This window comes from Tabrizicola sp., from assembly GCF_022842145.1.
GTDB lineage: Bacteria > Pseudomonadota > Alphaproteobacteria > Rhodobacterales > Rhodobacteraceae > Tabrizicola.
Genome location: NZ_JALHQD010000001.1, coordinates 349,335 through 361,594, shown reverse-complemented (window position 1 = coordinate 361,594; position 12,260 = coordinate 349,335). Strand labels below are relative to the sequence as shown.

11 protein-coding genes and 1 other RNA gene are annotated in these 12,260 nt (G+C 65.2%); 9 read left to right on the top strand and 3 right to left on the bottom strand.

Annotation, left to right across the window (positions count from 1 at the left end; genetic code table 11):
• Window positions 1-27: 27 nt before the first annotated feature.
• The 6 genes from Q0C42_RS01815 to dctP are packed head-to-tail and all read left to right on the top strand — an operon-like array spanning window position 28 to window position 5,610.
• On the top strand, window positions 28-1,185 hold the full coding sequence (locus Q0C42_RS01815; RefSeq protein WP_295071120.1) for an LLM class flavin-dependent oxidoreductase: 1,158 nt from the start codon (window positions 28-30) through the stop codon (window positions 1,183-1,185).
• 5 nt (window positions 1,186-1,190) lie between these two features.
• On the top strand, window positions 1,191-2,081 hold the full coding sequence (locus tag Q0C42_RS01810; RefSeq protein ID WP_295072798.1) for an aldo/keto reductase family oxidoreductase: 891 nt from the start codon (window positions 1,191-1,193) through the stop codon (window positions 2,079-2,081).
• A complete protein-coding gene (locus Q0C42_RS01805) occupies window positions 2,081-2,590 on the top strand; it encodes a flavin reductase family protein (RefSeq protein WP_295071117.1) in 510 nt (169 codons plus the stop codon). The genes Q0C42_RS01810 and Q0C42_RS01805 overlap by 1 nt, the downstream gene beginning before the upstream one ends.
• Window positions 2,591-2,625: 35 nt before the next feature.
• Window positions 2,626-3,222 (top strand): TRAP transporter small permease, encoded by a 597-nt coding sequence (locus Q0C42_RS01800; RefSeq protein WP_295071116.1) that lies wholly within the window; start codon window positions 2,626-2,628, stop codon window positions 3,220-3,222.
• Entirely contained in the window at window positions 3,223-4,512 is a 1,290-nt protein-coding gene (locus tag Q0C42_RS01795) for a TRAP transporter large permease (RefSeq protein ID WP_295071113.1), read from the top strand.
• A 36-nt stretch (window positions 4,513-4,548) separates the two neighbouring features.
• The gene (gene dctP, locus Q0C42_RS01790; protein ID WP_295071110.1) at window positions 4,549-5,610 is read left to right on the top strand and encodes a TRAP transporter substrate-binding protein DctP; all 1,062 of its coding nucleotides are present in this window, start codon (window positions 4,549-4,551) and stop codon (window positions 5,608-5,610) included.
• A 311-nt stretch (window positions 5,611-5,921) separates the two neighbouring features.
• On the opposite strand, the gene ffs is transcribed toward dctP, so the two are convergent.
• An RNA gene (gene ffs / locus Q0C42_RS01785) (signal recognition particle sRNA small type) lies at window positions 5,922-6,020 on the bottom strand.
• Between the two features lie 173 nt (window positions 6,021-6,193).
• Here ffs and Q0C42_RS01780 point away from each other — a divergent pair.
• Both Q0C42_RS01780 and Q0C42_RS01775 read left to right on the top strand, forming a co-directional pair.
• Complete coding sequence (locus Q0C42_RS01780; protein WP_295071108.1) at window positions 6,194-7,567, top strand: hypothetical protein; 1,374 nt, start codon at window positions 6,194-6,196, stop codon at window positions 7,565-7,567.
• A gap of 63 nt (window positions 7,568-7,630) precedes the next feature.
• Window positions 7,631-9,655: an NADPH-dependent 2,4-dienoyl-CoA reductase gene (locus Q0C42_RS01775; protein ID WP_295071106.1), complete on the top strand. Its 2,025-nt coding sequence runs from the start codon at window positions 7,631-7,633 to the stop codon at window positions 9,653-9,655.
• Window positions 9,656-9,733: 78 nt separating this feature from the next.
• On the opposite strand, the gene Q0C42_RS01770 is transcribed toward Q0C42_RS01775, so the two are convergent.
• Entirely contained in the window at window positions 9,734-9,991 is a 258-nt protein-coding gene (locus tag Q0C42_RS01770) for an EF-hand domain-containing protein (protein WP_295071105.1), read from the bottom strand.
• 369 nt (window positions 9,992-10,360) lie between these two features.
• Here Q0C42_RS01770 and Q0C42_RS01765 point away from each other — a divergent pair, with 369 nt between their 5' ends.
• Window positions 10,361-11,266: a LysR family transcriptional regulator gene (locus Q0C42_RS01765; RefSeq protein WP_295071103.1), complete on the top strand. Its 906-nt coding sequence runs from the start codon at window positions 10,361-10,363 to the stop codon at window positions 11,264-11,266.
• 27 nt (window positions 11,267-11,293) lie between these two features.
• Here the strand turns inward: Q0C42_RS01765 and Q0C42_RS01760 are convergent, their stop codons facing one another.
• Window positions 11,294-12,238, bottom strand: coding sequence for an OmpA family protein (locus Q0C42_RS01760; protein ID WP_295071101.1), 945 nt, complete (start codon window positions 12,236-12,238; stop codon window positions 11,294-11,296).
• Window positions 12,239-12,260 lie beyond the last annotated feature (22 nt).

Sequence of the window (12,260 nt, the reverse complement as noted above, 5' to 3'; positions counted from 1 at the left end):
GAAAGCCGCAGCCGGAGACAGAGAATCATGTCGGTCGTCCCGATCACCTCGCCTGACCTGGACGCCTGCGAGGTCAGCTGGTTTGCTGCTTTGTGTTCGGACGACTACCAGTTCCTCGGCGTGCCGGACGGTGACCTGCGCTCAAGCTGGGCGCATTGCTCGTCGATCGTGAAGCGGGCTGAAGGCCACGGGTTCCGCAACATCCTTTGCCCGTCCTCGTATCAGGTGGGGCAGGATACGCTGTCCTTCGTCGCGGGCTGCGCGCCGATCACCGACCGCATCAACTTTCTCGCCGCCATCCGCTGCGGCGAGATGCAGCCCGTGATGCTGGCCCGCACGGTCGCCACGCTGGACCACATGCTGCAGGGGCGCCTAACGTTGAACGTGATTTCATCAGATTTCCCGGGAGAGGTCGCCGACAGCGCCTATCGTTACAAGCGCAGCCACGAGGTTGTGGAGATCCTGCGTCAGGCTTGGACGCGCGACCACATCGAGTATGCGGGCGACGTCTACCAGATTTCCAAGATCACCACAGACCCCGCTCGGCCCTACCAGCAGAACGGCGGGCCGCTTCTGTATTTCGGCGGCTATTCCCCTGACGCGCTGGAGCTTTGCGGTGCGCAATGCGACGTCTATCTGATGTGGCCGGAGCCCAAGGAGATGCTCGCCAAGCGGATGCAGGACGTTCACGCCCGCGCCGCCGCGCATGGCCGGACGCTGGATTACGGGCTGCGCGTCCACATGATCGTGCGCGACACCGAAGCCGAGGCACGGGACTATGCCGACTACATCGTGTCCAAGCTGGACGACGAATATGGGCGCATGATCCGCGACCGGGCGCATGACTCGATCAGCCTTGGCGTCGCGCATCAGTCCCAGGCGCGGGAACTGGCGGACCAGTTCGGCTACGTCGAGCCCCACCTCTGGACCGGGATCGGGCGGGCGCGGTCGGGCTGCGGGGCGGCGCTTGTCGGATCGGTCGATCAGGTTATGTCCAAACTGGAAGAGTATAGGGCAATGGGTATCCGGGCCTTCATCTTCTCGGGCTATCCGCATCTGGACGAGTGCGACCATTTCGGCACCAAAGTGATGCCCGGCCTCAAGACCTGCTCCTTGCCTCATGCCTATGGCCGGGTCCCGTCGTCGCCCCCCGCCACCCCCCTTGGAACCGGAGTGCGCCGTTGATGACGATGGAACGTGTCACCCTGGGGCAGATCACGATGTCCCGCCTAGTATACGGCATGTGGCGCCTGGGCGATGATCCCGATACGTCGCCGGGCCATGTGCAGGCCAAGGTCGAGGCTTGCCTGGCGCAGGGCATCACCACGATGGACCAGGCTGATATCTACGGGGGCTACACCGCCGAGACGCTGCTGGGCGCGGCGCTGCGGGCCGCTCCGGGTCTGCGCGACCGGATCGAGATCGTCACCAAATGCGACATCGTCGCGCCGGTGGGTCGCCACTCGGCCGCGCGGGTGAAGTACTACGACACTACGGCTGCGCATATCACGGCGTCGGTTGAAGCGTCGTTGCGCGAGATGGCGACGGACCGGATCGACCTGCTGCTGATCCACCGCCCCGACCCCTTGATGGACCACCACGAGACGGGCCGCACGCTGGATGCCCTTGTCGCCAGCGGGAAGGTGCGGGCCGTCGGCGTGTCGAACTTCCGACCGTGGGATGTCTCGCTGTTGCAATCGGCCATGTCGCAGCCCTTGGTGACCAACCAGATCGAACTGTCGCTGAACTGCCGTGACCCCTTTACCAACGGCGATCTCGCTTTCCTGCAGGAACGCGGGATTGCCCCGATGGCCTGGAGCCCGCTGGCCGGTGGCCACCTACGCGCCGAGGCGAATGACGGTCTCAGCGCCCGGCTGGACGCAATCGGCAAGGCGGCAGGCACCGATTGGACCGCCGTCGCCGTGGCCTGGCTTCTGCATCATCCGGCAAGGATCATTCCCGTCCTCGGCACCAACACCTTGTCGCGCATAGCCACGATCTCGGACGCGCAGCGCGTGCCGATGGACCGCCAGACCTGGTTCGAGCTTCTGACGCTCGCCCAGGGGCATGAGGTGGCCTGATGGCGGATGGCGGCATCTACACGACAGAGATCGTGCCCGACGCCGCCAACGCGCGGGTCTTCCGCGATGCGCTGGGGCGCTTTGCCACCGGAGTGACGGTGGTCACGATTATGGGGCCGGACGGTCCGATGGGCTTCACGGCCAACAGTTTCGCCAGCCTGTCACTGGACCCCGCCCTGGTGTTGTGGTCGCCGGCCAAGGCCTCGCAGCGCTATCCGTTCTTTGTGGCAGCACGGCATTACGCCATCCACGTTCTGGGGCAGCACCAGGCCGAGTTGCCTGCCCGGTTGTCCCGGGGCGGCCTGGGCTTCGAAGGGCTTGATTGGCAGGTGAACGCCGAGGGGGTGCCGACCTTGGCCGGTGCCCTTGCCCGCTTCGACTGCGCCCAGCACGCGACGCATGACGGCGGCGACCATCTGATCATCGTGGGACAGGTCCTGCGGCTGGCCCTGGAGGAGGGCGAGCCGCTGGTTTTCGCGAAAGGCAGGTTCGGAGGCTTTGCCGGCTGAAACACCCCCAGGGAGAGGGGGCGAAGGGAGGAGACGTGACCGCACTTCTGGCCATCTGCAACGGCCTGGGCCTGATCAACGGCGCGTTTCTGGCGCTTGGCCGCTGGGTCGGCGCTGTCTGCCTTGGCCTGATGGTCGTGGTGATCCTGGCGCAAGTCTTCTTCCGTTACGTCCTGAACAACGCCCTGCCCTGGCCCGAAGAAGCCTCGCGGTTCCTGATGATGTGGTCCACCGCCCTGATGGCCCCGACCGCCTTCCGGCGCGGCGGTTTCGTTGCCATCGACATGGTGATCCGCCTTCTGCCGCGCCTTGTCGCAACCGGGCTGTCGGTCTTCCTGATGGCCGTGACGATCCTGGTCCTTTGGATCGCTCTTGGCATCGGCTGGTCCGAGGTCACGGGCCTTGGCGGTCGGTTCGAGACGGACTCGCTTCGCGTGCCGGTCAGCCTGGACCTTGGCGTCTGGATGAAGGTTCCGAAGTCCTGGATGATGGCCTCGCTTCTGGTCGGCGTGGCGCTTCTGCTGCTGGTCGCGGTCGAGCTGACCTTGCGCAACCTTTACGCCCTGGTCTGGGGGCCGGAGCCACTGCGCGCGATTGCCGGGACGATCACTCTGGGATCGGGGGCGGAATAGATGCTCAGCTTCTTCCTTCCCCTGTTCCTGGTTTTCCTGATGCTGGGCCTGCCGGTGGTCTTTGGCCTTCTGGCGGCCCCCGCGATCCTTCTGTGGCTGAACGGGCAGGAACGCGACATCACGCTTCTCTACCGCAACGTCTATGAAGGGATGAACTCGTTCCCGCTGATGGCGATCCCGTTCTTCATGCTGGCCGGAGAGTTGATGAACCGCGGCGGCATCTCGGCCAGGATCGTCGGGTTTGCCCAGGCGATGGTCGGCCACTTCCGGGGCGGGCTGGCGCAGGTGAACGTGGTCGACTCGATGCTCTTTGCGGGGATCTCGGGCTCGGCGGTGGCCGATGTCTCGGCGCTGGGGTCGATCATCATCCCGCAGATGGAAAAGAAGGGCTATCCCAAGCCCTTCGCCGCCGCGATTACCGCCGCAAGCGCGATCATCGGCCCGATCATCCCGCCGTCGGGCATCATGATCATCTACGCCTACGTGATGGGCGAAAGCGTCGCGGCGCTTTTTCTGGCCGGGATCGTGCCGGGTGTGCTGATCGGCATCGCGCTGATGATCACGATCAAGCTTATGGCCGACCGCTACAAGCTGCCCGCCGCCCAGCCTCGTGCAACCTGGGTCGATGCGGCCCGCGCCGGTGCCGCCGCCTTCTGGCCCCTGATGACCCCGATCCTCCTGATGGGGGGCATCCTGTCGGGCGTCTTCACCCCGACCGAGGCGGCTGCGGTCGCAGTGGGTTACAGCTTCATCATCTCGATCTTCGTCCTGAAGACCCTGACCTGGCGTGACATCCCGGGTGTGCTGACCCGCGCGGGCATCACCAGTTCGGTCGTCATGCTGCTGGTCGGCGCGGCGATGGCCTTCAAGACCGTGGCAGCGCTGGCACACACGCCGGAACTCTTGGCCTCGACGCTGCTCAGCATCACCGAGAATCCGCTTTTGCTGCTGCTGCTGGTGAACCTCCTCTTGTTCGTCGTCGGCATGTTCCTGGACGCCGGGCCTGCGATCATCATCCTCGGTCCGATCCTGGGTCCGATCTTTGCGTCGATGGGTGTCGACCCGGTGCACTTCGCCATCGTGATGGTGGTGAACCTGACCGTCGGCCTTTTGACCCCCCCGATGGGACTGGTTCTGTTTGCCACCTCGGCCGTCTCGGGCCTGAGGGTGGAAACCATCGCCCGCGCCGTCATGCCGTTTCTGGCTGTGGAGTTCCTGGTGATCCTTCTCATCACCTACATCCCGGCCATTTCCCTGACCCTGCCCCGACTTCTGGGGTTCGTGGACTGACCTTTCAACGCCGACAAGAAACCAAAAGGAGGAACCATGTTTAAATCATCCCTGAAATCCCTTGCGCTGGCGGCGCTTCTGGCGGGCACCGCCGGGGCGGCCCTGGCGCAGGACATCATGCTGCGCGCCACCGCAAATTCGAACGAACAGGACGAGGATTACGACGGTCTCGTCGTGTTCAAGAACTATGTCGAGAACGCCTCGAACGGTGCCATCGGTGTGGAAATCTTCATGGGCACCCAGATCTGCGCCAAGGGCGACGAGTGCTTGGCGGGCGTGGCCGATGGCACGATCGACATCTACATCTCCACCTCGGGCGGCGCGGCTGGTCTGTTCCCCTATATCCAGGTCCTTGATCTGCCCTACCTGATGTCGGATGACCGCGTGGCCGAAGAGGTGCTGACCGGTACCGACTTCACCGCCAAGCTGCGCGCAATGGCGCTGGCAGACTCGGGCGACAAGATCCGGCTGATGACCATCGGCAACACCGGCGGCTGGCGGAACTACGCCAACACCAAGAAGCGGATTGCAGCCCCAGGTGATCTGGCCGGGCTGAAGATGCGCACGGTCCCCGCTGACCTGCCGCAGACGCTGGCCACGACGCTGGGCGCATCGCCCACGCCGATCCCGTGGCCGGAACTGTTCACTTCGCTGCAGACCGGGGTCGTGGAAGGCACCGCAAACGGGATAACCGACATCATGTCGATGAAGTTCACCGACGCCGGCATCAAGTATCTGACGCTCGACGGCCACAGCTACATGGGCGCCTTCTGGTGGATGGGCAACGATCGCTTCAAGGCGCTGACACCGGAACAGCAGCAGATCGTCGTCGATGGCTTTGCTGCTCTGCAACAGGCGACCTTCGCCAGCCCCAAGCGCAAGGAAATCCAGGCCTATGCCGATTTCCGCGCAGCTGGCGGTGAGATCTACGTGCCGACCGCCGAGGAGAAGGCCGCCTTTAAGTCCGCGGTGGAGCCGGTCTTCGAATGGTTCAAGGCGAACGTAAAAGGAGGATCAGAAGTGCTGGACGCATTCACAGCGGCCGTAGCATCTGCAGAAACAGCTGTCGCTGCTGACCGCGCAGCCGAGGTGAACTAAGAAGTTCGCTGCAGGCAAGCATTGCTTGCCTGCAGCCTTGGCGCTGGCACAAAATGCGCACCGTGACGAACCCGCCGGTCGAACGAAGAGCCGGGTATCGACGCGCGCCGACCTCAATCTACGCAGCTCTATGCCGGGCAGAATACTGAGGATCATCAGTCCGCTGCTTCGGGCGGGCGCCACCGACAATGAGCGTGCGTGGCTCGCGATCATCCGGGATGCGTCGTCAGAGCGCGACCCGGCGCCCTGCGTATGTGGCATAACCCCCTGTCTGCAGAAGTTTCTGAAAATTGAACGACGTGAAGGGGGAAAGGTGAGAGGCTGGACAACGACCCAAGCGGGGCTCGTTACGGCTGCTTCCTTCCGGACCTGACCGGGTTGGCGAGGTGCCTGCCCGCGCCAACCTCTCGAGGCTCATATAGGCCGGGGTTGCGGGATTCGCAAGAAGGTCTGGCGTAGCTGCCGGTTGCCTCGTCGTTCACTTCGTGTCCTCCTCCGGATACGCGCGAGGAGTGCACGGAGTGCTCGACGAGCAGGGCCGGGGGATGCGATCCTGCGAGCCTGAACCCGGGGGGAATTCAAGATGACGCGACTGCAACGCCTGGACTGGCCGGACCACGGAACGCCGGACCTGCCGCCGCCTTTCACGCTTGCGGAGGCCGAGGCGCGGCTTCTTGCGGTCAGGGCGGCGATGTCGGCGGCGGGCTATGCGGCGCTGGTGGTCTATGGTGACCGGGAGCATGCGGCGAACCTGCATTGGCTGACCGGGTTTGACCCGCGCTTCGAAGAGGCGGTGCTGGTCGTGACCGAGGGTGATGCCCTGCTGATCGCGGGGAACGAGTGCCTGGCCTACACGGTGGTCTCGCCATTGGTCGCAGCCGGGCAGGTGCGGACCGGGCTTTGCGCCTCGTTGTCGTTGCCCAGCCAGCCGCGAGGGTCGCGTCGGCTTTGGGAATGGCTGGACGAGCTGGTTCCAGCGGGAGCGAAGGTCGGGGCAGTGGGATGGAAATGGTATGGCTCGGACGAGCTTGCCCCCGGCCAGGACCCGGCGCTGGCGCTGGACATCCCGGCTTTCCTGGCCGATCCGCTGCGCCAGCGTGCCGGGCGGGTCGAGAATGCCACTGCAATTTTCATGCATCCCGCCCATGGGCTGCGGGCCCGGGTGACCGCGAACGAGATCGCGCGGCTGGAGTTTTCGAACCACATGGCCGCGGCGGCCTTGCGCCGGATGGTCTTCGCCTTCCGGGAAGGAATGACCGACTTCGCGGCCGTCGAGGCGGCGCGGGTGGGAGGCCTGCCGTTGGGCTGTCATTCGACCTTCGCGATGGGCGACACGCCGGGCCTGTCCGGGCCGGTTGGCGACCGGATCAGGCGGGGCGTTCCTGCCAGCTTCAATATCGCGCATTGGGGATCGAACATCTGCCGCGCGGGCTGGATGGCGCGGGGGGCAGAAGACCTGCCGGCATCGGCGGCGGGATACCTGGAGGAATTCGTCTATCCTTACACGCAAGCGATGTCGGACTGGTGCGGGATGATGCGGCCGGGCGTGGCCGGGGGCGCGGTCTGGGCGATGATCCATGACCGTTTGCCGGCCGATTTCGGCATCACGCTGAACCCCGGCCACCTGATCGGCCTCGACGAATGGATGTCCTCGCCCATCATGCCGGAGTCGGGCATCCCCCTTGCCTCGGGCATGGCGATGCAGATGGACGTGATCCCGGCGCATCCACGCTGGGGCTCGACCCGGATGGAGGACGGCTATGTCATCGCGGACGAGGGCCTGCGGGAGGAATTGGCCCAAAAGCACCCGAACGCGGCGCGGCGCTGTGCCTTGCGGGCCGAGTTCATGCGTCGGGTGATCGGAATGGATGTGCCGAATAGCCTGCTGCCCCTGGCCGACACTTGCGGCATCATCGCGCCCTGGCTTCTGGACCCCGCGCAGGTGGTGGTCCTGTGACGCGGCGTTCGTGGTGACGTCTCTCGCGGGTTTCGCCATTCTCCGCCCGCAAGGGAGACCCATATGACCGACTATCCGCACCTTCTGTCGCCGATCACCCTTGGCGGAGTGACACTGAGGAACCGCAGCCTGATGGGCTCGATGCACACGGGGCTGGAAGAGACCGGGGATTGGGGTCGGGTCGCCGCCTTCTACGCGGCGCGGGCGAAGGGTGGCGCGGGGCTGATCGTGACGGGCGGCATGGCTCCGAACCGGGAAGGCGGGGTGTTTCCGGGAGCGGCGGGGCTGTTCACCGATCAGGACATCGTCAATCACCGGCGGGTGACGGACGCCGTCCATGCCGAGGGCGGGCTGATCGCGATGCAGATCCTGCACGCGGGGCGCTACGCCTATGGCAAGGAATGTGTGGCACCTTCGGCAGTGAAGTCGCCGATCTCGCCCTTCCCGCCGCGCGAGCTGGACGAGGATGGGATCGAGAAGCAGATCGCCGACATCGCAACGGCAGCAGCGCGAGCCATCGAGGCCGGGTATGACGGGGTCGAGGTGATGGGGTCGGAAGGGTACTTTCTGAACCAGTTCCTGGTCACCCACACCAACCGCCGCACGGACGCATGGGGCGGGGCTTACGAGAACCGGATGCGGCTACCGGTCGAGGTTGTCCGGCGGGTGCGCGCGGCGATGGGTCCGGGGGCCGTTCTGGTCTATCGCATTTCGTTGATCGACCTAGTGCCGGAGGGGTCCACCTGGGACGAGGTGGTCCAGTTGGCAAAGGCGGTCGAGGCGGCCGGGGCTTCGGTGCTGAACACCGGCATCGGCTGGCACGAGGCACGGGTGCCCACGATTGCGACATCGGTTCCCCGGGCGGGGTTCGCGCATCTGACGGCGCGGCTGCGGCCGGAGGTTTCGATTCCCGTGATTACCTCAAACCGGATCAATACGCCGGAGGTGGCCGAGGGGCTCCTGGCCTCTGGTGCGGCGGACATGGTGTCGATGGCCCGGCCCTGGCTGGCGGATCAGGATTTCATCGCCAAGGCCGCGTCGGGCCGCGCCGCCGAAATAGCGCCCTGCATCGCCTGCAACCAGGCCTGCCTCGACCATACCTTCAGCGGCAAGCTGACATCTTGTCTGGTGAACCCGCGGGCCTGCCATGAGACGGAGCTTGCCTATACGCCCGCCGAGGTGGCGAAACGGGTGGCTGTCGTGGGGGCCGGTCCGGCCGGTATGATGACGGCCATCGTCGCGAGCCAGCGCGGACACCAGGTCACGCTGTTCGACAAGGCCGAACAGGTTGGCGGCCAGTTGAACCTGGCGCGTCAGGTGCCGGGCAAGGAAGAGTTCCACGGGCTGGTCGACTGGTTCGCCACCATGCTGCGCGGGCCGGGGATCGAATTGCGGCTGGGCCGTGAGGCTGGGGCAGAGGATCTGGAAGGCTTCGACGAGGTGGTGATCGCCACCGGCGTGACCCCGCGTGATCCGGGCATCGTGGTGGAGGCCGGGGCGAAGGTCCTGTCCTACATCGACGTGCTGAAGGGTGCCCCCGTGGGGCGCCGGGTGGCCGTGGTGGGTGCGGGCGGGATCGGTTTCGATGTGGCCGAGACGCTGGTGCAGGATGGGGTGAGCCCGACGCTGGACCCAGGCCTTTGGCGCGCCGAATGGGGCGTCTCGGCACCGTGGGAGGATCGTGGCGGGCTGGAGCCGGCGGGACCGCAACCGCATCCTCCGGCGCGCGAGGTGTATCTGCTGCAACGCAAGGCGGAAAAGCCGGGTCGGCACCTGGGCAAGACGACGGGATGGATCCACCGCGCCAGCCTGGCGATGAAGCGGGTGAAGATGCAGGGCGGCGTGAACTATGAACGGATCACGGCTGACGGGCTGGTGATCAGCCACGGGCCGAACCGCGAAGGGGAAGAACTGCTTGCGGTCGACGCGGTGGTTCTCTGTGCAGGACAGGAACCCGAGCGAGGGCTGTCGGCCGAGCTGGAGCGGCGCGGCATCCGCCATCACCGGATCGGCGGGGCGGATGTCGCGTCTGAACTGGATGCCAAGCGCGCCATTGATCAGGCGGCGCGCCTGGCGGCAAGGCTTTAACGAAAGCCTCCTCGTTCGACGTCATCTCCCTCGTCGGACATCAGTGAGGAGAGACGACGTCCTCGACGGGCGGTTGCGTCAGCCGCCCGAGGCTTCGCCCGGCGCCGGGATGACGCCACCGTCGAGCGCGGCCTGAAGCTCGGTTGCATCGACTGCACCATCGGCGCTGGTGTCGATGGTCTTGAAGGTCTCTTCCGTCAGATCCGTCCAGACCGCCTGAAGCTCGACCAGCGACCAGTTGCCGTTGGAGTCGGTGTCGGGCACGTCCGGCAGGGTCTGCGCGAAAGCGGCCGAAGCGAGGGCAAGCGGTGCAAGTGCGATTGCAAAGCGTTTCATGGAAGTCTCTTTTTTCTATCCACGATTGCGCGGCGCGAAGGTTCCCGCCGCCGGGCCGAGCTATCTGCCTGCGGAAGGACATTCCATAGCCTGAGGACAATTCAGCAAATCCGCTGCGAATCGCCGCCATTTCGTGAACAGTCTTGGAACGATTTCCCCCGACCGACAGACTCCCTTCCTGCGCCGCCTAGTTTCTTGCCGCTTTCCGGCAAGGTGCTGCCGAGGGTGGAGAGGCCTGCAGCGTTTCGCTGCCATCAACGATCCCTCACAATACCCCGGATCGGACGCCTGATCGCCGCCTTCCTGCCCGATTTGGCGGCGAAACCTGTTCTTAACAAAATGTGCGTGTCTGCTCCCGAAGAGGACAATATGGATCGACTGACAGAGATGGAGGCCTTTGCCACGGTAGTGGACCAGGGCGGCTTCACCGATGCAGCCAAGAAGATGGGGATTTCCAAATCCGCTGTCTCCAAACACGTATCCGCGCTGGAGGCCCGACTCGGCGCCCGGTTGCTGAACAGAACCACCCGCCGCGTGTCGCCCACCGAGATCGGCCTGGCCTACTACGACCGCGCCCGCCGCGTGCTGAACGACGCTGGCGAGGCGGATGCCCTCGTGACGTCGATGCAATCAGCGCCCTCGGGCCTGCTGCGTGTGTCGGTCGCAACGGATTTCGGCGTGAACCTTCTGTCGCCGATCCTGGGGGACTTCCTGCTGGAATACCCGGACATCACCGTGAACATGGTGCTGAACAACCGTTACGTCGAACTGATCAGCGAAGGCTTCGACATGGCGATCCGCGTCGGAGAGCTGGAAGACAGTTCGCTGCGGGCCCGCAAGCTGACCGAAACGACCAAGCGCATGATCGGGGCGCCGAGCTATTTCCAAAAGTTCGGCCGGCCGCAGAAGATCGATGATCTGAACGACCACAAGCTTCTGCATTATTCCAACCAGGCCAACGGCAACGTCTGGAAGATCACCGCGCCCTCGGGCGAGAAGCGGCAGGTTCGCTCGGTGGGCTGGCTGACGGTGAACGACGGACAAAGCCTTCTGAACGCGGCTGTCTCGGGCCTTGGCATCGCCTACCTGCCCTCGTTCCTTTACGCCGACGCGATGCGGCAGCGGCTGGTGGAAGAGGCGATCCCCGGCCTGCCGGTCGAAACGCTGGGCATCTATGCGGTCTATCCGCCGGGGCGGTTCACCCAGCCCAAGGTGCGGGCCTTCATCGACTTCCTCGCACGGCGCTATGCCGACAAGGGTCCTGACAACTGGTGACGTCCCTCCCCCCTCAAGGAGCGTCCACTAGCGGGTCGAAGTGACAATCACTTCGACCCGTCGGTTTTTCTGGCGGCCTTCCTCGGTCTGGTTGGTGGCGCGCGGGGAGAGGAACCCGACGCCCTCGGCCGTGATACGGGCGGAATCGGCCCCATAGGTCTGGATCAGCGCCTCGGCCACCGCTTCGGCCCTGCGTTCGGACAAGGCGAGGTTCGCAGCAAGGCTTCCCGAAGCATCGGTATGGCCGACAAGGGCAACCGTGCCTTCGGGATTGGCCGCCAGCCAGGCCGCGACGGCGGCGAGCGAAGGGTAGTTCCCGTCGGTCAGCGCAGCGGCGCCACTGGCGAAGACCAGATCTTCCAGGACCGCCAACCCGACCGCATCAAGTGCGGCGCCGATGGCATCGGTCGATGCGGGTTGTTCGACGGTGCTGGGAATTTCCGGATATTCAAGGTCCACCACTGTCCGGTTGGCCGGATCGGTCACCGGCGCCGCACTGACCCGGGTGATCTGGACATAGGCAGCCCCCGAGCTGCGGCTGACCAGGATGGAAACCGCCTCGGCCCCCTTCCGCGCCGACAGGAACCGGAAATCCCCAAGGTCGACGTGCATGTCGGGTTCCGGCATCACATCGGTGTTGAACCGGAAATCGAAGCCGCCGCAGGACTTTCCGTCGCATTCGAAGACGATGTCGTAGCCTGCGCTGCGCACCTGGTCGCGCAACGGGTCAAGGATCGCGAGCGTGGTCATGCCGTCGGCTTCCAGCCGGTAGGCGCGCTGGTCCAACGCGCCCTCGACTGGCTGAGCGGGAACGATTGATCCGTCGAAGGGTGCGGTTGGAAGGTCGTAACTGCCGGGAATCTGACTGCGGGTTTCCTCGCCCAGCACGCGGGCGGGCAGGTTCAGGGTCAGAGCGTTGGCGGAATTGGCCAGAACGGCACAAAGCAGGAGGGGAAGGTAAGCCTTGGGCACTGCCGGGGGTCGCTTTCCGCGA